Source organism: Rhizobium sp. AN80A (genome assembly GCF_030053015.1).
GTDB classification, from domain to species: domain Bacteria; phylum Pseudomonadota; class Alphaproteobacteria; order Rhizobiales; family Rhizobiaceae; genus Rhizobium; species Rhizobium metallidurans.
This window is the reverse complement of record NZ_JASJPX010000001.1, coordinates 720,664-742,038: the sequence shown is the minus strand read 5'-3', so window position 1 is coordinate 742,038 and position 21,375 is coordinate 720,664. Positions and strand designations below refer to the sequence as shown.

The window sequence follows — 21,375 nt, the reverse complement described above, 5'->3', positions numbered from 1 at the left end:
GCACATGGCAAAATCACCGCGTTTCTGGATCGGCACCAGCTGGAAGATGAACAAGACGCTTGCCGAGGCGCAAAGCTTCGCCAGCGGGCTCAAAAATGCGGATGGCGCGCGCGATCCGCGTATCCAGCGCTTCGTCATCCCGCCCTTCACGGCGGTGCGCGAGGTCAAGTCGATGCTTGCCGACACGTCGGTCAAGGTCGGCGCGCAGAACATGCACTGGGCCGATGACGGCGCATGGACCGGCGAGGTGTCGCCCGTCATGCTCAAGGACTGCAATCTCGACATCGTCGAGCTCGGCCATTCCGAGCGGCGGGAATTCTTCGGCGAGACCGACGAAACCGTCGGCCTCAAGACCGAGGCGGCCGTTCGTCATGGTCTGGTCCCGCTCATCTGCATCGGCGAGACGCTGGCCGACCGCGAAAGCGGCCGTGCGGCCGAGGTGCTGGCGACGGAAGTTCGCGGCGCTCTCTCCAAGCTCACCGGCGCGCAGAAGGATGCCGAAATCCTGCTCGCCTACGAGCCGGTCTGGGCAATCGGCGTCAACGGCATTCCGGCGACGGCCGAATATGCCGATGCGCGCCAGGCCGAAATCATCGCCGTTGCCGAGCAAGTGCTGGGTCGCCGCATTCCCTGCCTTTACGGCGGCTCGGTCAATCCCGGAAATTGCGAAGAACTCATCTCGAGCCCACATATAGACGGGCTCTTCATCGGCCGATCGGCCTGGAACGTCGAGGGCTATCTCGACATCCTGGCGAAATGCGCCGCCAAACTTGACGCAAAACTCGAAGGAGAAAAAGCATGAAACTGGCAATCGCAGGAGACAGCGCGGGCGAAGGTCTCGCCAAGGTTCTCGCCGACCATCTGAAGGATCGCTACGAGGTGTCCGAGGTCTCGCGCACGAGCGCGGGCCCGGATGCCTTTTACGCAAGCCTTTCGGATCGCGTGGCGTCAGGCGTGATCGACGGCACCTATGACAAGGCGATTCTCGTTTGCGGCACCGGCATCGGCGTTTGCATCTCCGCCAACAAGGTCCCCGGCATCCGCGCCGCGCTGACCCATGACACGTACTCGGCCGAGCGCGCCGCACTGTCGAACAACGCCCAGATCATCACCATGGGCGCGCGCGTCATCGGACCCGAACTGGCCAAGGCCATCGCCGATGCGTTCCTGGCGCAGACCTTCGACGAAAACGGCCGTTCCGCCGGCAACGTCAAGGCGATGGACGAACTCGACGCGAAATACAATCAGCGCTGATTGTTGTCGGCGGGCGGTCTGCGATCAGCAGGCCGCCTGCATTTCCGGCATGTCTCCGGACGCAAGGCTATCTCGTTGGTCCGACTGATGGTGATCTGCGGTGTCGATTTCGCCGCCCGAAATTCCCGTCCGATCAAGCGTCGATTGCGATTCTCGGATGCCTCTTATGCAAATTTATCTCTGCTCATTATCAGGGCAATAAGATAAATAATTGGGCATTCAAAAAGGAGATATGCAATGAAAATCGCCAACAGGATTGTCGAATACTTCCAGCTCGGCAAGGCATACCGTGAACTTTCCCGCCTTGACGACGCAGCTCTCAAGGACATCGGTGTTAACCGCGCCGATCTGAAGCGTCGCGTATACGGTCGCTGATCACCTCACTACCTGATTGCTTCCGATGGGCCTGCTCAAGCGGGCCTTTATCGTTTCTAGGGCCTTTTCTCAGCAAAAAAACGAGCGCGTTCGATACTGTGTATCCGCTCTCGAAAATGCCCGGTCATCGAAGCCGCTCCCTGCCGGCTGAAGCACCCGCGTTAACCTTTTGTTAACCAAATCATCGTTAATAAATCTCAACGATTTCTTAACGTAGATGACCAAATTGCTAACAGATGCCCGCTCCATCCGTATCAAGGGCCGCTCGTTTCTGGCGGTGATGCTGTCGCCGGACCTGCCGCTCGATGACTGGCTGGTGCGGCTGGATGATCTGGCCGCGCGTTCGGCCGGATTTTTCCTCGGGCGTCCCGTCGTGCTCGATATCAGCGATCTGGAGATCGATCGCGCGCAATTGAAGGAGCTGATCGCGGCGCTCGGCGAGCGCAATGTCAGCATCATGGGCATCGAAGGCGGCCGTCCTTCGCTCGTCGGACCGGGCATGCCGCCGGCGCTCAAGGGTGGGCGTCCGGTTTCCGATTTCGAAATGCCGCAGAACGAGCCTGTTCTCGAAGCGCCGCGCAAGCCTGACGCAATCGAGACGCGGCAAACTCCACAGTCACTGGTTATCCGGGAGCCGGTTCGCTCCGGGCAGTCGGTGATATTCGCGGAAGGCGACGTGACGATCATCGGATCGGTCTCATCAGGCGCGGAGGTCATTGCTGGCGGTTCGATCCATGTCTACGGCACTTTGCGCGGACGAGCGATGGCGGGATCGTTGGGCAATGCGTCTGCGCGCATCTTCTGCCGCAAGCTCGAGGCGGAACTGGTTGCCATCGATGGCATCTACAAGATGGCGGAAGACCTGGAGCCGGGGCTTCGCGGACAAGCAGTCCAGCTCTGGCTGGAAGACGACGCGATCAAGGCCGAGAAACTTAGCTGAGCCCAGGTTGGCCAGGAATTAGGAGAGAAAGATGGGGAAAGTCATCGTCGTCACTTCAGGCAAGGGCGGAGTTGGAAAGACAACCTCCACCGCGCCCTCGGAGCGGCTCTTGCACAAAGAAACGAGAAGGTTGTCGTTGTCGATTTCGACGTCGGACTTCGTAACCTCGATCTGGTGATGGGCGCCGAGCGCCGGGTCGTCTACGACCTGATCAACGTCATCCAGGGCGATGCCAAGCTGTCGCAGGCGCTGATCCGCGACAAGCGTCTCGAAACGCTGTTTCTCCTTCCCGCCTCGCAGACGCGCGACAAGGACAATCTGACGGCCGAGGGTGTCGAGCGCGTCATGGCCGACCTGAAGCGTCACTTCGACTGGGTCATCTGCGATAGCCCTGCCGGTATCGAGCGCGGCGCGACGCTTGCCATGCGCCATGCCGATGTCGCCGTCGTCGTCACCAATCCCGAGGTCTCGTCGGTTCGCGATTCGGACCGCATCATCGGCCTGCTCGATCTGAAGACGCTGAAGGCGGAGCGCGGCGAGCGCATGGAGAAGCACCTGCTTCTCACCCGCTATGATGCGAACCGCGCCGAGCGCGGCGACATGCTCAAGGTCGACGACGTGCTGGAGATTCTCTCCATTCCGCTGCTCGGCATCATTCCTGAGAGCATGGACGTCCTGCGCGCTTCCAACATCGGCGCCCCGGTCACGCTCGCCGACAGCAAGAGCGCGCCCGCCATGGCATACTTCGACGCCGCGCGCCGACTGGCCGGCGAAGAAGTGGCGATGACGGTCCCCGGCGAGAAGCGCGGTATCTTCGGCAAGATTTTTGGAAGGAAGGCCGCATGAGCATTTTTCGGCTTTTTGGAAAACAGAGAACCGCACCGGCTGCCCGCGAGCGCCTGCAGGTGCTCCTGGCTCACGAGCGGTCCTCGACCGGCTCTGATCTGATTTCGGTCCTCCGCGAGGAAATCCTCGCCGTCATCGCCAAGCATGTGCAGGTCGACAACGACCGCGTGCACGTGAAGATGGACCGCGATGAGCACATGTCGATTCTCGAGATCGATGTCGAGATCCCGCTGAACGCAGCCCGCGCAGCCTGAGCGAGAATAGGGGAGGCGGCACTCATGGTGCCGCTCTTCCATGGCTAGATCGCCGGCTCAGTCTCGGCTCATTGGCAAGCTACCAGTTGTTCTTTGCCAGTTCCCACTCGCCGTCGGCACCGATTTCGACGCGCTTGTTGCCGCGATAGAAGACCGGCTTTCCCGACTTCTTGTCGATGGCGAAGCGGCTGGGCGAAAACTTCGCCTTTTCCTTGCCGTCCAAGGCAAGCGTCAGCGCTTCCTTGAACTTCCCGTTTTTGCATAGTGCCATGAACTGGGCTTCATTCATCGGAGCACTCCTTGGTGACGCATGCCGTTGTTTGACCGACATACGCGGTCGCAATGGTTGAGAGCTGTGACCTACTGCAGACGCATGGCATCCCGCAAGCCGAATGTCACCTTAGCGTCCGCCTGCGATCATACGCCGGGCCGGCGATGAACGGGGCGGATGTCTTCGCCCCATCACCGCTCTGCCGATGCCCTGTCCCTATAAGGGCATGCGAGGTGGCCCTGATCAACCGGCCATCAGCCCGGTCGCGCCTCGCCTCCAGTAGCCGGCAGCCAGCGTCTGGTCACGACCATAGGACAGGGTATCGCGCCAATACTCGCGGATCTCTTTGGTGGCCTCGTTTTCGGAGGCAAACCAGCCGAAGCTCGAGATGCCCTCCGGCCATTCCACCGCACGGATGGCGCGGACCAGTTCGCCGTGCTCGCCGCCGGGAACGCCGTTGCGGTGGATCCAGCGAAGCTCGATACCCTTGGGGTGGGTGATCGGCTGTTCGTCTGTCGCCTGCGCCACTTCGACGAAGGCGTGGCCGCGCGCATCGGGCGGCAGTCGCTCGAGGATGCGGCTCAGCGCCGGCAATCCGGTCTCGTCGCATCCCATGATGTACCAGTCCGCGGGTCTGACCGGGCGGCCGAGAGGCCCCATGATACCGACCTGATCGCCCTCCTTGGCATGCATGGCCCAGTTGCAGCCGACGCCTTCGTGCGAGCCATCGCCATCGCCGTGAACGACGAAATCGACGTCGACATAGCCAGCCTTCGCATCCATCTCGCGAATGGTGTAGACACGCGCGGCCGGCTTGCGCTCCTCCGACGGCCAGAATGTCAGGCCGTTCGGTCCGGCGATCGGCCACACCGGCTCGGGGACATCGGCTGTCGGAAAATACATGCGGATGTGCATGCTGCTGGGGTTGTCGAAGCGCTCGAGATTGCTGCCCGTCAGGCGCACACGTCGCATGCCCGGCGTCACCTGCCAGGCGCGCTCGACGCGCATCAAGCGGAACGAAGAGAGTGTCGTGTCGCCGGCGAGATCGCCAGTCCAGACGAATTGCGGCTTTTCGCTCTTGGCATAGAGTTCGACGGCGACGCCGAGAAGCTCCTTGGCGCGGCGAAGGCCCTCTTCATCCGCCGACGAGGCTTCCATCGTCAGCCGCTCGGGCGTCATGTCGAAGCGCGCGGAAGCGAAGGGGAATTCGAAGGTTATGCTATCATCGGTCTGCACGACGGCGGCATCGAAGCTCGCCAGCCGGTCGACGATCAGGTGCAGGTATTCAGGCAGCTTCAGCAGTCTAATTTCAGCGCTGCAGCGCAATCGTGTGGGTTCGGTCATCGGGTATCACCTCGGGTAAACGACCGGGGAATGGCAAACCATCCCCGATGGGACATCGGACACCCCGATCCCGCCCGTGGAATGATCCCGAAGCTCGTGTTGCTGTCATCGCCTGTTGTATCTGCCCTGAAGTGCGCATGTAGGCAACGGTATAGGCGACGTCTCTCCGGTTTTCTACACCCATGCCGATGTTAGACGCCCGCAAACTTGGCAATTCGCAAAAAGACGGCTGAATTCGGCCGATCGATCGGTGATGGCGGCTGCCGTCGATGGGGCGCTTCGTGCAACCAGGCGTATTCTTGCGCGGAGCCCGGGATCCCTGCTAAAGCCGCGTGCGACAGGCTGCATCCGGAAACGCGAGAAGACGATCCATGGCGACACTGCGCCAAGTTGCTGAACGGGCGGGCTGTTCCACGGCGACGGCGAGCCGCGTTCTGAACCACAGCGGACCGGTTAGCCCCGCGATGGTCGGCAAGGTCCGCAAGGCGGCGGGCGAACTCGGCTATCGCGCTTCCGGAGCAACTGCCAGGGGCGGCCGAAGGCCCGTCATCGGCGTGCTCGTGCCCAGCCTGACCAACCCGGTCTTTGCCGCTTCCTTGTCCGGTATCCAGAACCGCATGCTGACCGCAGGGCATAGCGTGCTGATCGCGCAGTCCAACTATGACCCGCTGCAGGAAGCGGACGCCGTGTCCGGCCTGATGAGCGAACGCCCGACCGGCTTGATCCTGACCGTCTGCAACGGCCTGAACAGCCAGGCGCTGTTCGCGGATCTGCCGCCGACGGTGCTCTTGCACAATCTGCCGACGGATCGCTTTCCAGCCGCCGTCACCGTCGATAATTTCGCGGCCGGCCGTGATCTCACGCGCTATCTGCTGCAGATGGGGCACGAGAGGATTTTGTTCGTCTCCGGCAGCTTTGTCGCGTCCGATCGCGCCGCGCGCCGTTACCGGGGGTATCTCGAAGCATTGCGGGAAGCCGGAAAGCAGCCGCTCGACGCGATGCAGATCTCGTTCGTGTCGGAGTATGATCAGATAGACATCCTGGCGGCGATCAGGGACGGTCGCCCGACCGCGATCATCGGGTCGAATGACCTTTTGGCACTGGGCGTGATCGCGGCCTTGCGGCGCGAGGGACTGGCAGTTCCCCAAGACATGTCGGTGGCCGGGTTCGATGGGATCGTCATCGGCAAGCTGATCGATCCGCCTTTGACGACCGTGAACATGCCTGACGCCAGCATGGGCACGACCGCGGCGTCGCTGCTCCTCGACATTGCCGAAAACGCCGCGCCCGAGCGGCATCTCGAACTCGCCTACTCGCTTCACAAGGGCGGGACCGTTCGCGATCTGAATCGGCCGTCCCGATAAAAAAGCCGCCGCACCAGGGTGCGACGGCTCGGTATGATCATCGGCTCGCGCTTAGCTGCGCGGCAGCATGCCTTCGACGTCGGCGGCTGCATCGTCGAGCGCTTCCTTCGGCGCTGCCGACTGGTCGACGATGCGCGAGAGGTTGTCGACGATCGTCTGGGTGACGCGAACGCCGTTGGAGCCCGGGAAGGCATACCATGGAACCATCAGCGGCATCTGCTTCAGGCCGGCCTGGAACAGCGGGTTCTTGGCGTAGAAGTCGCCGAGATAATCAGGCGACTTGGCGGCAAGCTCGTTGTTCGGAACGTAGCCCGTGCCGGGTACGACAACCGAGGCGCCGTAAGGCCCGGCCGCGAACTTGGCGAACTTCCAGGCGGCTTCCTGCTTGGCGGCGTCCTTGGTGAGGATGACGACGGCGTTGCCGCCGGTCGGCAGGCGACCCTTGGCGGGGTCGAGCAGCGGCAGCGGCGCGGTCCGCAGATCGAACTTGTCGCCGACATTCTTGATGGTGTTGCGCAGCGCGCCGGTGGTCTGGAACTCGAAGCCGACCTTGCCGGCCGCGAATGCCTGCTCTCCAGCGGACTTGGTGAATACCGGCAGACCGCCTTCCTTGACCATGCGCTCGATCACTTCGCCGGCCTTCTGGCCTTCCGGACCGTTGAACGTCACCTTGCTTTCGTCTTCGCTGAGCATGGTGCCGCCGGCGCCAAACAGCAGCGCGGAGAACATCCAGTCGTCGCCCTGCCAGCGGAAGTCGATGCCATCGACGCCGTTGCCGAGCGCCTTGATCTTGGCGCCGAGCGCGATGACTTCGTCCCAGGTCTTCGGCGGGTTCTCGGGGTCGCCACCGGCGGCCTTAACGAGATCGGCGTTGTAGTACATGATCGGGGTGGAGGTCGCGAACGCGAGGCCGATCTGCTTGCCCTTGACCTGGGCGAGCTTCAGGATCGTGTCGGAGAAGCCCTGGGCGGCCATGTCGCCGTCCTTCTGGACGAGCGGGCCGAGATCGACGGCGACGTCGCGCTCGTCGATCATGCGCAGGCGGTTCAGGCCGATGAAGGTCAGGTCCGGCATTTCGGAGGTGCCGACCTGGCGAAGGATCGTCTGTATCCCTTCTTCATAGGTCGCGGACGGGCTGGCGAACTGGATCTTGATGTCGGGGTTCTCTTCCATGAACTTCTTCGAGATCGTGTCCATCACGTCCTTGAAGAAGCCCGGCATCGGATAGTGGACCGTCAGCGTCGTCTCGGCGAAAGCCGGCACGGTTGTCGCCATCGAGATGGCCGCCGCGGCGAGAAGCTGGGTGATACGTTTCATCGCTCGTTCTCCTGTTGATGCGACCGGTCAGCCTTTGAGACCGGTCATGGTGATACCCTCGACGAAGCGCTTCTGCGCGAGCAGGAATGCGGCGACGAGGGGAATGGTAATGATCATGGTGGCGGCCATCAGCGCGCCGTAGTCGTCACCGGCCTCGGCGGCGCGGAAGTACATCAGGCCGAGAGGCGGCGTGGCGTACTCTTGCCTGGTGATGACGACGAGGGGCCAGTAGAGGTCGTTCCAGTGGGCCACGACCGAAAAGATCGAGAAGGCGGTGACGGCTGGCCAGGCATTCGGCACGATCACACGCGCCACAATGCCAAGCTCGGACATGCCATCCAGGCGCGCCGCATGGATGAGGTCATCCGGCATGGCCCGGAAGAACTGCAGGAACATGAAAATCGCGAAGACCGAGATCGAGAACGGAGCCACCAGCGCGGTATAGCTGTTGAGCAGCGACAGGCTGTTGAAACCGACATAGAGCGGCAAGGCGGTCGCATGGATCGGCACCAGCAGGCCGAGCATGACGAGAACCATCATCAGCCGCGCCGCGCGGAACTTGAGCTTCGCCATGGCGTAGGCGCACGGAATGGCAACCAGCACCTGGAAGAACAGGATCATCGCGCAGACCAGAATGCCGTTCAGGAGCAAGGTGCCCATCGGCACGCGGGCCAGCGCCTTGGTGAAGTTTTCGATGTAGTAGAAATTCGTAGGGATCAGCGACAGGGCGGAGGTGAAAATTTCACTCTGCGCCTTGCCTGCTGTCGACAGCATGAAGACATAGGGCGAGAGGAAAAGCAGGGCGCCGAAGGAAAGCAGAGCCAGGCGGGTGACGCGGCCCAGGGTCCACCGGTTGGCGATCATCGTGTTCGAGCTCATGAATAGTGCACCCGGCGGTCGAGAACGTTGTACTGGAGGAAGGTGAGCACCATCAGGATGGCGATGAACACCACGGTCATCGCCGAGGCGTAACCGACGCGCAGATAGACGAAGCCTTCCTGGTAGATGCTGAAAAGCAGCACCTCGGATGCGCGGTTCGGCCCCCCTTGGGTCAGGGTCTGAACGGCTTCGAAGACTTTCACCGAGTTGATGATGCTGATGGTGGTGACGAACAGCGTTGTCGGTCCGAGCATCGGCCAGGTGACAAGCCGGAACCGGTCGAATGCCGAGCGCGCGCCATCGACCTCGGCAGCCGCGTAAAGTTCACGCGGAATTGCGGTGAGGCCCGCGAGGAAAAGCACCATGTTGAAGCCCACCGACTGCCAGACGCCGATGATCGACAGGCTGTAGAGCACGGTGCTCGACGCGGCCAGCCAGTTGGGACCGGGGATGCCGACCAGCGCCAGCAGACTGTTGATCGGCCCGATTGTCGGGTGAAAGAGATATTGCCACACGGTCGCCATGGCGACGATCAACGACGCCACCGGCAGGAAGTAGACGGTGCGGAAGAAGCTGCGGGCCGTCCTTTCGCCTTCGATCAGCAGAGCGACCACGAGGCCGAGAACGATGGAGACCGGCGCGACGATCGCGGTATAAAATGCAGTGTTCCACAGCGCCTTGCGGAAAGTGCGGTCGCTCATCAACTCCGCATAGTTCTCGAAGCCGACAAAGCGAAACTTGCCCATGCCGAGTTCGAAGTTGGTGAAGCCGAGCAGCGCGACGGCGACGATCGGCAGAATCACGAAAACAAAGATCAGGATGATGGCCGGCAGCGCGAGAAGCCAGGCCATGCGCTCTTCGTTGCGTTCGCGCGCAGCCGCGGTCTTGCGGGCGGCGGGTGCGCCAATGGCGATGCTAGCCATGAGCCTTCTCCAGCGTCGCGTCGATCGTAAGCGGGCTTGCGCGCAGGCGGCTGCCATCCTCGGCGAAGACCAGGGCCTTGTCCGGCGACAGCGAGAGGGCAACGGGCATTCCAGCCGAAATGCCGCCGGCGTCCGCCGGCGAAAGCTTCGCGATCATCATCTCGCCGATCGCATCGAGCTTGCAGTAGAGAATGACCTCCGAGCCGAGGAACTCGATACGCTCGACCTTCGCCGCGAGGCCGTCCTGACGGCTGTCCGCCAGACGCACGAATTCGGGGCGGATCGCCAGGCTCACCGGCGTACGGGCCGGAACGGAAGTATGCAGGCCGAGCCTGATGCCGCCAAAGGACACCACGCCGCTCTCGGCGAGCGCCGGCACCACATTGATGCGCGGCTGGCCTACGAAACGGGCGACTTCGACGTGAGCGGGGTCGTCGTAAATGACCTGCGGGCTCGCCAGTTGGAGAAGATTGCCGCCGATCATCACCGCCATGCGGTCGGCCATCGACAGGGCCTCGGCCTGATCGTGGGTGACGTAGACGGTCGGCACCCCGGCGCGCCGGTGCAGCTCGACGATCTCGCCGCGGGCGTGGACACGCAGGTTCGCATCGAGGTTGGAAAGCGGCTCGTCCATCAGGAACACGCTCGGATGGCGCACCATGGCGCGCGCCAGGGCGACACGCTGGCGCTGGCCGCCCGACATCTGGCCGGGCTTGCGGTCCAGCAGATGATCGATCTTCAGCGACTTCGCCATTTCGGTGACATCACGCGCGATGGCGCGGTGATCGCGCGCTGGCCCGGCAGCAAGGGGCCGATGAACGGGAAGCGCTGCGCGCCGGAGAGACGGCGCATGGCGAGCGGAACGGCGATGTTCTGGCTGGCCGTCAGATGGGGATAAAGCGCGTAGGACTGGAAGACCATTGCGACATTGCGGTCAGCGGCCGCGATGGCGGACATGTCCTCGCTGCCGATGATGATCTCGCCCTCGTCCGCGTGATCGAGGCCGGCGAGGATGCGCAGCAGCGTGCTCTTGCCGCAGCCCGACGGGCCGACGAGCGCAATGAACTCGCCCGGCTCGACGTCGAGGCTGACGCCCTTGAGAATGGCGTTGCCGGAGAAGGATTTGGTGATGCCGCGAAGGGAAAGCGCGCTCATTCCGCCTGCTCCCGCTGCTTCTTCGGCGTTGCCCGCGGATAGACTTCCTCCAAGACCTCGTCGAGGAAGTAGGCGGTCATGCCCGGCACGGCCACCAGTTCGGTCCTGACGTCGTCACCAAGTTCGTGCACGGCCGCGCCGACAAGACGCTCGCCCGGCATTTCGCGTTCCATCTCGCCCAGGATGAAGGCCGCCGGAGGCGCCCACACGACGGATGTCTGACCGAACGCGCCCTTCCACGTCCAGTGCAGGTGGCCGCTGCCGAAGAGCGCGACGTCGTGGGCGGCGATCAGGTCGTAGAGCCGGCGGCGCTGCGTCGGGCGCACGCTCCAGTAGCCGGTATCGCCTTCATTGGCGTCGTCCACGAACAGCGGTTTGTGAGCGAAGATGGCGACGCGGCGCTCGCCCCGCTCGGCGAGCGTCTTCTGCAACCAATCGAACTGCGCCTGTTCTTCCGCATCCTCGAAGCCCATCAGCAGGCTGTTGAGACCGATGATGCGCCACTCGCCGATGTCTTTCGCCCAATAGTCGGGACCGACGAGATTGCGCCAGCGCGCCAGACGCTCCGGATTGACCGGCTGAGCCGAACCGGGGAGGTGACCGACGTCGTGGTTACCGGGAACGATCAGCATCGGGATCGAGACTTCGCGCATCAGATCCATGGAGAAGACCAGATCCTCGTCCTTGTCCGCGCCGTCAATGCTAAGGTCACCCGTGTGGACGATGAGATCAGCGCCGGTCTCTTCGATCCAGCGGGCCAACGGCGCCCAGTTGCCGTTGAAATGCGGCTTGTTGGGGCTGAGATGTGTATCGGTGATGTGGATGATCTTCACGGCGCTTCTCCAGTTCCAAGGCGCCGACCGAACTCAGGCCGTCGACTTCTTCCGGCGCCTCTTTAGAGCCATCATGTGTCGTGGGCGTAACACGGCTTTCCAACCGCGTTTCATTTTCGTCATCGAATTGTCACCGCATATCCGGGCGGCATTCAGCCCTCTTGATTGCAGCTGAAATGGAGCCACGATCATCCATTCGATGCAGACGACCGCGATAACGCGCGGACCGTCATCTAACTGTAAAGGAAACATTCTAACTAGCTCCTGGACAGATTGCACAGCTGTGCAACGGGAGTTTGAAGATGAGCCAACGAGCGTTTCTGGAATTGCGGTCGGTTGCCTGCAGATATGGCAACACCCAGGTTCTGGAGGACATAGACCTGAATATCGAGCGTGGCGAGTTCGTCGCCTTGCTCGGGTCTTCCGGTTGCGGAAAGACGACGCTGCTGCGTGTTCTCGCGGGCTTCGTAACGCCGTCCTCGGGCTCGGTTTCCGTACGCCACCGCGAGGTGACGCACCTGCCGCCCGACAAGCGCGGCATGGCGCTCGTTTTCCAGTCCTACGCGCTGTGGCCGCACATGACCGTGGCCCAGAACATCGGCTACGGCTTGAAACTGAAGAAGGTGCAGCGGAGCGAAATCGACAGCCGCGTCGCCGCCATGCAGTCACTTCTCGGGCTGGATGGGCTTGGAGCAAGAAAGCCGGCGGCCTTGTCCGGCGGCCAGCGCCAGCGCGTCGCGCTGGGCCGCGCGCTGGCGGTCGATCCTGAGATCCTGCTGCTCGACGAGCCGCTTTCCAATCTCGACGCACGCATCAGGCTCAGCGTCCGACACGAGTTGCGCGCCTTGCAGAAGCGCCTCGGCATTACCGCCGTTCACGTGACGCATGATCGCGAAGAGGCGATGGTGATGGCCGACAGGATCGTGATCCTGAATGCAGGCCGGATCGCGCAGCAGGGCACGCCAGAGGACGTCTACAACCGGCCGGCCTCGGCCTTCGTCGCGGCGTTCATGGGCGCCGAGAACGTGATCTCGCTGAACGGCGCGCCGCAGGACAGCGATTTTCTCATCGAGGCTGGGCCCTCGAATGCCGCGGCCGCGTGGCACTGATGGGGCGAGGTCTCGCGCAGGGCATCGTCGAGGCGCGCTTCCGGCCGGAAGCGGCTCAGATCCACCCCGCCGAGACCGCCGTCGTCGGCCCGGGCGTCACACTCGAGGGCGAGATCGCGGCCGTCAGCTACCCCGGTGGTCACTGGCGCCATGCCGTTCATGTCGGTGATCGCGAAATCATGGCCGACGCGACCCGCGCCTTCGAGCCGGGCGAGCGCGTCCGGGTACATGTCCCCGCCGACGCCCTGTTTCTTTTCAATTCGCCGGGCTCGCAGCCGGCAAACGCCATTTCCCGGGTTTCGCCCGGGAAAGTCCACGCCTGACCCTTTTGATTGCCTGACTTTTAGAACCTCACCTTTTCATAACAAGGAGAAGCCTGATGCAGAGATTGACGTATGCCGCTATCGCCATTGCTCTCGCGACGTTGCCGGTAAAGGCCGCAGAGCTGACGGTCGCCACCGCCGGCGACCAGAACATGGTCGATTACATCAACCAGTATCTCGGACCGTTGTTCGAGAAGGCCAATCCGGGCGACACCGTTCGCGCGGTCGGCACCGGCCCCGGTGATGCGGGCTCGCAGAAGATCCTCGAGCGCTTCGACGCGCAGGCCGCGGCCGACAGCAAGGTCTGGGACGTCGACGTTGCCGTGGTGCACGAAAAGTTCGCGGGCCCAATGGTTCAGAAGGGCTACCTCGAGAAGTATCGCGGCAACATCGAAACCGGCAAGCTCGTGACCCGCGGCAATGCGAAGAACGCGCTCGGCTCGGATGTCGATGGCTACGTGATGCCGATGTTCAACAGCCAGACGGCGATCGCCTACAATCCGGCGCTGGTTCCGAACCCGCCGAAGAGCTACGCCGAACTCGCCGAATGGGCAAAGGCCAATCCGAAGCAGTTCGGCTACAACGGCATCAAGGGCGGCGCGTCAGGCGTGAGCTTCGTCATGGGCTGGGTCTATGCCTTCGGCGGCGGCGATGCCAACAACCTGATGACGGGTCCGTTCAAGCAGGACGAGACCACGAAGTGGGATGGCGCTTTCAAGAGCCTCGCCGACTTCACCAAGAACGCCACGCTGACGCCTGGCAACGCCGGCACGCTCGACCTTCTCAGCCGCGGCGAAATCGCCATGGGCCCAGTCTGGGTCGACATGTTCTACAGCTGGCAGGCCAATGGCCAGCTGCCGCCGGAAATGAAGCTGGTGCTGCCCGCACCTGGCATGCCCGGCCAGCCGATGCACTATGTCGTTCCTCAGAAGTCGGGCAACAAGGCGCTTGCCGAGAAGTTCATCGCGCTCGCGACCAGCCCGGAAGTGCAGGCCGAAGGCATCGTCAAGCGCTTCAACTGGTATCCGGGTATCGACGCCAACTTCGTCAAGCCGAAGCTCGACGAGGCGACCTGGAACAAGCTGTTCGTCGATATCACGCCTGAAGACCTCGCCAACAACGGCAAGCCTTTCCCGATCGCGCCCTACAACACCGCGATCCTCGAAGCCTACGAAAAGTCCGTAAAGTAATCCTGCGTGCCGCCTTCTCCTCCCGGGGGAGGCGGTTCGACGTGCTGGATGAGAGGTAGCACACGGTGTCGCCGTCGTTCGCTCGGAGGCGCCGGTCTCTGTCACCGTTATCTCTCATCCGCCTCGCTCGCGCTTCAAGGTCATGAAATGTCGAAACGCTTACTCGGTCTCCTGCTCGTCCTGCCCGCGCTGGCGGTCATCGCGGCGCTGTTCATTCTTCCGCTGATCATGTCGGCGGTGGGCGCCTTCAGGGTGGAGGGCGGCGCCTTCGGCCTCGACAATTTCGCCAAGACCTTCGATCTCTATACCAAGGATATCATCTTCACTGTCGTCATCGTCAGTCTCTCGACGGTGCTGATCGGCATCGGCGCTGTCGCGATTGGCGGTTATCTGACGCTCGGCGAGAATCCCAAGGCCGTCGCGATCCTGCGTTGGCTCTATCGCTGGCCGATGTTCATTCCATTCATCGTCGTCGGCCAGATCCTGCGCACCTTCCTTTCGAAGAACGGAATGATGAACAATACCGCCGTAAGCCTGGGTCTGATCACACCGCTCGATGCCCGTCAGTTTCCTCGACTGGCGCGGCATCGTCATCGCCTTCGTCTGGAAGCAGACGCCGTTCGTGGCGTTGCTCGTCGCCGGCGCGATGGCCTCCATCAACCGCGATACGATCGAGGCCGCCCGCAATCTCGGCGCCTCGAAATTGCGGCTGCTGTTCGAGATCATCGTGCCGCAGGTCGCCGTCACGCTCACCGTCGGCCTCATTCTCTCCTTTGTCACCATGATGTCGGTGCTTTCGGTGCCCTTGATGATCAATGCGCAATCACCAACGATGCTTACCGCCGACATCGCCTTCCGTGTCAACGCCTATGGCGATTATGGCGTCGCCAATGCGCTTGGATTGGTATCCCTGGTGCTGGCGTCTTCCGTGGCATGGATCTATCTCCGCCAAAGCCTCAAGGAGCGCGCATGATGACGACGGCTTCTTCTTCGCGATCGCTTCTCGCCGCGCTGTGGTGGGTACCGCGCGGCATCGTCTTCGGACTGATGGCCTTCTTCATCTTCGGCCCGCTCGCCAATCTTGTTTTGTGGACGGTCGCCGAGAAATGGTACTTTCCCTATAGCCTGCCTTTGGAATACGGCTTCAGCTCATGGGCCAAGGTCTTCGCGCCGCGGGGGCGGTGCGCTGGATTCGTTGCGCAACTCGCTCGTTGTCGCCGTCTTGACGGTGATCGTCTCTCTCATCCTCGCCATTCCGGCGGGATATGCGCTGGCGCGGCTCAAGCTGCCGCTGCGAAGCGCCATCCTGCTTGCCTTCCTCATTCCGCAAGCCTTCCCGAACCTCACGGTCTACGTGAACGTGGCGCGCATCTTCTACGAGATCGGCCTCAATGGCACGATCCCGGGCGTGGTTCTGGTGCACGTCTCGCATGGGCTCGTCTATGCGGTCTGGATCGCCACCGCGGCTTTCTCGGCGATCGATACCGAGCTGGAGCAGGCCGCGCGCGTGACCGGGGCGGGGGCGTTGAGAGCCTTCTTCGATATCACGCTGCCACTGGCCGCTCCCGGCCTGATGGCAAGCGCGATCTTCGTCTTTCTGGAAAGCCTCGACGAATTCACCGGCAGCTACTTCGTCGGCGCGCCTGATGTGAACATGCTGCCGCTGTTGCTCTATACGACGGCCTCCGGCGGCAACTATCAGATCGCCTCGATCACGGCGCTGCTGCTGCTGATCCCGTCGCTCGTCTTCATGCTGATCGTCGAACGGTTCCTGAAAGCAGACGTGCTCTCGCGCGTCGGCCACTGAGGCGCATGCGCTCGGCGGCGGCTACGCTTTCGCCGCCGAGATTGCAGGAACGATCTTGTGGACGTCGTCTCCGACGAAGACGATGACATAGCCGCCATCATCTGCAGCCGCGGTCGCCCATGATCCGAGCTGGGCGGCGTACGGTTCCTCGCGCCACGACAGCGGATGATCGGGATCGACGAGCACCGTCAGCTGCTTGCCCTGGCCATAGACCATCATCTTGGCGACCGTCGGGTCCCATTCCGCACCGAGCTCATCGTCTGTCATCCACGCGCAGAGAAAGTCCCGGCATAGATCCGGGCGGTCGTCGTAGATGCGACAGCCCTGTCCCGTCACGCAATTCACGCAAGGTGCGTTCGCGGGCTTCGAAAGCAGCTCGATCTCGGGCAGCCGGCAGCACAAAGTGCAGGCGCCGCAGGAGCGGGTCTCCATACCGGATGTGGCCATTCCTATCATCGTACGCAGCAAGGGTTTGGAGGTTCGTGGGTCATGTCTCGCTCGCTTCCGCAGTGCCGGGTTTCGGCGCGATCGTCACCTGCGCGCCATAGGCCTCGCGCATGTCACTTTCCTCGCCCGGCTGACGATCGGCGGCGTGGTGAAGCAGTCTTGATGCGTATCCCGCCGCGTCCGATCCCTCGATCAGGGTGACGTCGGCATTGCCGGGATTATAGGAGCGCTCGAACCAATCGACGGGTTGCTGCAGGAAGTTCATCTCGAATGCCCGATTGGTGACGCCATGGCCGACGATGATGACGTTGTCGCTGCCGTCGCGCGTGCCGTGCAGCGTTGTTTGGAGAAACAGGCGCATTCTTTGCGCGACATCGGCGCGGCTCTCGCCATCCGGCGGTCGTGCATAGAACTTTCCGCTGTTGTTGCGCAGCCTTGCCCATTTCTCGAATTCGTCGGGAAACTTCTGCCGCTGTTCCGCGTGGTCGTAGATCTCGGTGAAGAGGCCGAAATCCTGCTCACGCAACAGATAGTCTTCCCTGACCTTGCCGATCAGGTGCCGCGGCAGAACGGCAAGTAGTGCATCCTTGGTCTGGCGCGTTCTCAAGAATGGCGAGTACCAGATATGAAGCTGAACGCTGGCGTCGTCCAACGTATCGAGATAGCACGCAATCGCGTCGGCCGCGCCGATAGCCTGCTGGTGTCCCCATCGCGTCAAGGGAACATTGTGATCGCCGAACTGGCCGTAGGCCCGCTCATCGAGATTGCCGAGGGATTCGCCGTGGCGAACGAGAAAGATGCGCATCATGCGGCCCGGATTGTCCGAAATGGAATCGCCATATCATGAACGCTGCGCCTGCCGGGGGCAACGGCGGGCACGCGGTGTCCGCGCGGGGCCTATCCCCGCTGGCGTAGCTCGCTTCGCAACACGTAAACCAGAAGGCCGGCCAGCATCGCGGCCAGCGCGAACCAGGTGAGCGCATATTGGAGGTGGTTGTTCGGGAAACTCACCTGCGTCAGTCCGCCGACCGGAAGGCCGCCCGGATTGGCGGTCGCGTCGGCGTCGATGAAATAGGGGGCGATGTCGGCCACGCCACGCTTTGCCGCCATCGCGTCCACGTCGCGGGAGTACCAGCGGTCGTTTGCCGGGTCGTTCGACCTGATGAAGGTGCCGCCCGGCTCGTTGAGGCGAAGCAATCCGGTAATCTTGATGGGGCCGGAAATCCGGCCGTCGCTGCGGGAGTTCACGTCGCGTTTGTTCGTCGGCACGAAGCCCCGGTTGATCATGACGGACGTGCCGTCGGCAAGCGTCAAGGGCGCGATCACCCAATATCCGGCGCCGAGCTCCGTTGCCGAATAGACAAGGCTTTCCTTGTCGCTTTGCAAGGTGCCCTCGGCGGTCACACGGCGATATTCGTCGTTTTCTTTCGTGATGCCTTCCCACTCAGCACGGGCCGGAGCCGCGGTGGGTTCTGCATTGATGCGCTGATCGATGCGAGCGATCAGGTCCAATTTCCAGGCGCGGCGTTCGAGCTGCCAGACGCCAAGCGCGAAAACCGCGCACATGACGACGAAGAGCAGGCCGCAGAAGATCGTCAATGCGATCGTGGAACGATGTTTGGGAGCTTGTTCTGCTGTAGATTCCGTCAATGTCTCATACCGTAACGGGCGGCGTTGTCGCCGCCCGACTATTGTGCCGTTCAGGGCATGCTTTTCATCATTTCCGGGCTCATGGGCATCATGTTTGTGTTCAGATGATGCATGACCCACATGGAGCCGGAGAGAGCGATCACTACGAGGAGAAGCGTGAAGATCAGAGCCATCAGGGTCCAGCCGCCCTCGGAGCGTGCGTTCATATGGAGGAAGAAAATCATGTGCACGACGATCTGTATCACGCCGAAGCCCATAACCAAAGCCGCCGTGACGGCTTTGCTGTCGAATACACCTGCCATGACCAGCCAGAACGGAATGGCGGTCAGGATCACCGACAGGATGAAGCCGATCATGTAGCTCTTGAAGGAGCCGTGCGCGGCCTCGTGCCCATGGCTGTGCCCATGATGGGCTTCGTGAGCATCCTCGTGTGTTGGGGCGTGCGAACTCATCCGAGAACTCCCATAAGATAAACGATCGAAAATACGCCGATCCAGACGACGTCAAGGAAGTGCCAGAACATCGAAAGGCACATCAGGCGACGCCGGTTTTCGGTGGTCAGGCCGTGCATGGAAACCTGCACCATCAGCGTAACCAGCCAGATGATGCCGAAGGTGACGTGCAGGCCGTGCGTGCCGACAAGCGTGAAGAAAGCCGACAGGAACGCGCTGCGGCTCGGGCCCGCACCCTCATGGATGAGGTTCGCGAACTCATAGAGCTCAAGCCCGATGAACACCGCGCCCAGGAGGCCGGTGACACCGAGCCAGAACAGCGTCTCTGCCTTCTTGGCCCGTTCCATCTGCAGCATGGCAAAGCCATAGGTGATGGACGACAGCAGCAGCATGGACGTGTTCACGGCCACGAGCGGCAGTTCGAACAAGTCCGCGGGCGAGGGACCGGCCGCGTAGTTGCGGCCGAGAACGGCGTAGGTTGCAAACAGGATCGCGAAGATCAGGCAGTCGCTCATCAGGTAGAGCCAGAAACCCAGCATGGTGCTGTTTTCCGGGTGGTGCTCTTCCTTCATGTAGAATTCTGGCTTTTCAGCCATGTCGATTGCAGTGTTGCTCATGGTCTTATGCCTGTCCGGCAAGCAGCTTGGTGCGCTTGTCTTCCGTTTCCACGACTTCCTCTACGGGGATGTAGAAGTCACGCTTGTAGTTGAAGGTATGACCGATGCTGACGACGAGCAGCGCAACCGCGGAAACCGCGACGAGCCACCAGATGTACCAGATCATCGCGAAACCGAAGACCACGCTGAGCGCGCCGAGGATGACGCCGGTGCCGGTGTTCTTCGGCATGTGGATCGGCTGGAAGCCTTCCGTCGGACGATCGTGGCCGCGGGCCTTCATGTCGTACCAGGAGTCGTGATCGTAGACGATCGGCGTCTTCGCGAAGTTGTAGCTCGGCGGCGGCGACGAGGTCGACCATTCGAGCGTGCGTCCACCCCACGGATCGCCGGTGGTGTCACGCAGCTGGTCGCGCTTCACATAAGTCATGACGAGCTGCATCAGGAACGAGCCGATGCCAAGCGCGATCAGGAACGCGCCGAACGCGGCGATGATGAACCAGATCTGCAGCGACGGATCGTCGAACTGCGACATGCGGCGGGTGACGCCCATCAGGCCGAGAACGTAGAGCGGCATGAAGGCGAAGTAGAAACCGATCAGCCAGAACCAGAAGGACATCTTGCCCCAGAACGGATCGAGCTTGTAGCCGAAGGCTTTCGGGAACCAGTAGTTGACGCCCGCCATCAGGCCGAACACCACGCCGCCAATGATGACGTTGTGGAAGTGTGCGATCAGGAACAGCGAGTTGTGCAGCACGAAGTCGGCCGGGGGATAGCCAGCATGACGCCGGTCATGCCGCCGATGACGAAGGTGATCATGAATCCGATCGTCCACAGCATGGGCACTTCGTAGCGGATGCGGCCGCGGTACATCGTGAACAGCCAGTTGAACATCTTCGCCCCTGTCGGGATGGAAATGATCATCGTGGTGATTCCGAAGAACGAGTTGACGCTTGCGCCGGAACCCATGGTGAAGAAGTGGTGCAGCCAGACGAGGTAGGACAGGATGGTGATGACCACGGTCGCGTAGACCATCGAGGCATAGCCGAACAGGCGCTTGCCGCTGAAGGTCGCGACTACCTCGGAAAAGATGCCGAAAGCGGGCAGCACGAGGATGTAGACTTCCGGGTGACCCCAAATCCAGATGAGGTTCACATACATCATCGGGTTGCCACCAAGGTCGTTGGTGAAGAAGTTGGTGCCGGCGTAACGGTCGAGCGACAGAAGCGCGAGCGTTGCCGTCAGGATCGGGAAGCTGGCGACGATCAGCACGTTGGTGCAGAGCGAGGTCCAGGTGAAGACGGGCATCTTCATCATCGTCATGCCGGGCGAGCGCATCTTCACGATGGTCGCGATCAGATTGATCCCCGACAACGTCGTTCCGATACCGGCGACCTGCAGGCCCCATATGTAATAGTCGACGCCGACGCCGGGGCTGTACTCGATACCCGAGAGCGGCGGGTAGGCCAGCCAGCCCGTACGGGCAAACTCACCGACGAACAGCGAAATCATGATCAGGATCGCGCCGCCAGCCGTCATCCAGAACGAGAAGTTGTTCAGGAAGGGGAAGGAGACGTCGCGCGCGCCGATCTGCAAGGGAACCACGAGGTTCATCAGGCCGGTGACGAACGGCATGGCCATGAAGAAGATCATGATGATGCCGTGGGCCGTGAAAATCTGGTCGTAGTGGGACGGCGGGAAAACGCCGGGATTGCCGTTGAAGGCAATTGCCTGCTGCGTGCGCATCATCAGCGCGTCGGCAAACCCGCGCAGAAGCATGATCAGGGCAAGAACGACATACATGATGCCGATCTTCTTGTGATCGACGCTCGTGAACCATTCTTTCCAGAGGTAGGTCCAGAGCTTGAAATAGGTGATAAGACCGAGGACCGCGATCCCGCCGAGCACGACCGCGCCGAATGTCGCGACGAGAATCGGCTCGTGGTAGGGAATGGCCTCGATCGTCAACCGTCCGAAGATCAACTTCATTAGGTCAGGATTGGAAAACATGGAATAACCCGTTCATTG

General features: G+C 62.0%; 20 protein-coding genes and 5 pseudogenes. 12 read left to right on the top strand and 13 right to left on the bottom strand.

The genetic code is table 11. From position 1 onward, the window contains the following. Positions 1-4: 4 nt before the first annotated feature. From P3R82_RS03485 to minE, 6 genes and pseudogenes are all read left to right on the top strand, one after another. Positions 5-802 carry a triose-phosphate isomerase gene (locus P3R82_RS03485; RefSeq protein ID WP_283193012.1) on the top strand — a complete coding sequence of 266 codons (798 nt, stop codon included), beginning with the start codon at positions 5-7 and terminating at the stop codon, positions 800-802. Beyond that, entirely contained in the window at positions 799-1,254 is a 456-nt protein-coding gene (locus P3R82_RS03480) for an RpiB/LacA/LacB family sugar-phosphate isomerase (protein ID WP_018896957.1), read from the top strand. The genes P3R82_RS03485 and P3R82_RS03480 overlap by 4 nt, the downstream gene beginning before the upstream one ends. 237 nt (positions 1,255-1,491) lie before the next feature. Further along, on the top strand, positions 1,492-1,629 hold the full coding sequence (locus tag P3R82_RS03475; RefSeq protein WP_183898317.1) for a DUF1127 domain-containing protein: 138 nt from the start codon (positions 1,492-1,494) through the stop codon (positions 1,627-1,629). 217 nt (positions 1,630-1,846) lie between these two features. Beyond that, complete coding sequence (gene minC, locus P3R82_RS03470) at positions 1,847-2,569, top strand: septum site-determining protein MinC (RefSeq protein ID WP_283193011.1); 723 nt, start codon at positions 1,847-1,849, stop codon at positions 2,567-2,569. A 31-nt stretch (positions 2,570-2,600) separates the two neighbouring features. Continuing rightward, a pseudogene (gene minD, locus P3R82_RS03465) lies at positions 2,601-3,415 on the top strand (septum site-determining protein MinD). Further along, on the top strand, positions 3,412-3,669 hold the full coding sequence (gene minE / locus P3R82_RS03460) for a cell division topological specificity factor MinE (protein ID WP_183898315.1): 258 nt from the start codon (positions 3,412-3,414) through the stop codon (positions 3,667-3,669). The pseudogene minD and the gene minE overlap by 4 nt, the downstream one beginning before the upstream one ends. Positions 3,670-3,748: 79 nt before the next feature. On the opposite strand, the gene P3R82_RS03455 is transcribed toward minE, so the two are convergent. Next, positions 3,749-3,958: a hypothetical protein gene (locus P3R82_RS03455; RefSeq protein WP_112822703.1), complete on the bottom strand. Its 210-nt coding sequence runs from the start codon at positions 3,956-3,958 to the stop codon at positions 3,749-3,751. A gap of 225 nt (positions 3,959-4,183) precedes the next feature. Beyond that, a complete protein-coding gene (locus tag P3R82_RS03450; RefSeq protein WP_283193010.1) occupies positions 4,184-5,284 on the bottom strand; it encodes a siderophore-interacting protein in 1,101 nt (366 codons plus the stop codon). 371 nt (positions 5,285-5,655) lie between these two features. Between P3R82_RS03450 and P3R82_RS03445 the strand changes: the two genes are divergently transcribed. Next, the gene (locus tag P3R82_RS03445; RefSeq protein ID WP_283193009.1) at positions 5,656-6,648 is read left to right on the top strand and encodes a substrate-binding domain-containing protein; all 993 of its coding nucleotides are present in this window, start codon (positions 5,656-5,658) and stop codon (positions 6,646-6,648) included. Between the two features lie 51 nt (positions 6,649-6,699). Here P3R82_RS03445 and P3R82_RS03440 read toward each other — a convergent pair whose 3' ends face one another. From P3R82_RS03440 to P3R82_RS03420, 5 genes and pseudogenes are all read right to left on the bottom strand, one after another. Beyond that, complete coding sequence (locus P3R82_RS03440; protein ID WP_183898312.1) at positions 6,700-7,965, bottom strand: ABC transporter substrate-binding protein; 1,266 nt, start codon at positions 7,963-7,965, stop codon at positions 6,700-6,702. A 27-nt stretch (positions 7,966-7,992) separates the two neighbouring features. Then, a complete protein-coding gene (locus P3R82_RS03435) occupies positions 7,993-8,829 on the bottom strand; it encodes a carbohydrate ABC transporter permease (RefSeq protein WP_183898848.1) in 837 nt (278 codons plus the stop codon). Between the two features lie 11 nt (positions 8,830-8,840). Beyond that, complete coding sequence (locus P3R82_RS03430) at positions 8,841-9,767, bottom strand: sugar ABC transporter permease (protein ID WP_283193008.1); 927 nt, start codon at positions 9,765-9,767, stop codon at positions 8,841-8,843. Next, positions 9,760-10,922 (bottom strand): annotated as a pseudogene (locus P3R82_RS03425) (ABC transporter ATP-binding protein). The gene P3R82_RS03430 and the pseudogene P3R82_RS03425 overlap by 8 nt, the downstream one beginning before the upstream one ends. Further along, positions 10,919-11,755, bottom strand: a complete 837-nt coding sequence (locus P3R82_RS03420; protein WP_283193007.1) for a metallophosphoesterase — start codon at positions 11,753-11,755, stop codon at positions 10,919-10,921. Before P3R82_RS03420 ends, P3R82_RS03425 begins: the two are co-directional and overlap by 4 nt. Positions 11,756-12,057: 302 nt before the next feature. Here P3R82_RS03420 and P3R82_RS03415 point away from each other — a divergent pair, with 302 nt between their 5' ends. The 5 genes and pseudogenes from P3R82_RS03415 (at position 12,058) to P3R82_RS03395 (ending at position 16,184) form a co-directional block, all read left to right on the top strand. Then, the gene (locus P3R82_RS03415) at positions 12,058-12,864 is read left to right on the top strand and encodes an ABC transporter ATP-binding protein (protein WP_283193006.1); all 807 of its coding nucleotides are present in this window, start codon (positions 12,058-12,060) and stop codon (positions 12,862-12,864) included. Then, the gene (locus tag P3R82_RS03410) at positions 12,864-13,187 is read left to right on the top strand and encodes a TOBE domain-containing protein (RefSeq protein ID WP_283193005.1); all 324 of its coding nucleotides are present in this window, start codon (positions 12,864-12,866) and stop codon (positions 13,185-13,187) included. Before P3R82_RS03415 ends, P3R82_RS03410 begins: the two co-directional genes overlap by 1 nt. A gap of 56 nt (positions 13,188-13,243) precedes the next feature. Further along, on the top strand, positions 13,244-14,377 hold the full coding sequence (locus tag P3R82_RS03405) for an extracellular solute-binding protein (RefSeq protein WP_183898307.1): 1,134 nt from the start codon (positions 13,244-13,246) through the stop codon (positions 14,375-14,377). 147 nt (positions 14,378-14,524) lie between these two features. After that, positions 14,525-15,350: pseudogene (locus P3R82_RS03400) on the top strand (ABC transporter permease subunit). Further along, positions 15,350-16,184 (top strand): annotated as a pseudogene (locus tag P3R82_RS03395) (ABC transporter permease subunit). Before P3R82_RS03400 ends, P3R82_RS03395 begins: the two co-directional pseudogenes overlap by 1 nt. Before the next feature lie 21 nt (positions 16,185-16,205). Here the strand turns inward: P3R82_RS03395 and P3R82_RS03390 are convergent. The 6 genes and pseudogenes from P3R82_RS03390 to cyoB form a co-directional block, all read right to left on the bottom strand. Continuing rightward, positions 16,206-16,631: a hypothetical protein gene (locus P3R82_RS03390; protein WP_283193004.1), complete on the bottom strand. Its 426-nt coding sequence runs from the start codon at positions 16,629-16,631 to the stop codon at positions 16,206-16,208. Between the two features lie 40 nt (positions 16,632-16,671). Next, on the bottom strand, positions 16,672-17,436 hold the full coding sequence (locus tag P3R82_RS03385) for a phosphoglycerate mutase family protein (protein WP_283193501.1): 765 nt from the start codon (positions 17,434-17,436) through the stop codon (positions 16,672-16,674). Between the two features lie 92 nt (positions 17,437-17,528). Next, positions 17,529-18,281, bottom strand: coding sequence for an SURF1 family protein (locus P3R82_RS03380; RefSeq protein WP_283193003.1), 753 nt, complete (start codon positions 18,279-18,281; stop codon positions 17,529-17,531). 50 nt (positions 18,282-18,331) lie between these two features. Beyond that, positions 18,332-18,733 (bottom strand): cytochrome o ubiquinol oxidase subunit IV, encoded by a 402-nt coding sequence (gene cyoD, locus P3R82_RS03375; RefSeq protein ID WP_283193002.1) that lies wholly within the window; start codon positions 18,731-18,733, stop codon positions 18,332-18,334. Beyond that, complete coding sequence (gene cyoC, locus P3R82_RS03370) at positions 18,730-19,350, bottom strand: cytochrome o ubiquinol oxidase subunit III (RefSeq protein ID WP_183898303.1); 621 nt, start codon at positions 19,348-19,350, stop codon at positions 18,730-18,732. Before cyoC ends, cyoD begins: the two co-directional genes overlap by 4 nt. 4 nt (positions 19,351-19,354) lie before the next feature. Next, a pseudogene (gene cyoB / locus P3R82_RS03365) lies at positions 19,355-21,357 on the bottom strand (cytochrome o ubiquinol oxidase subunit I). Positions 21,358-21,375 lie beyond the last annotated feature (18 nt).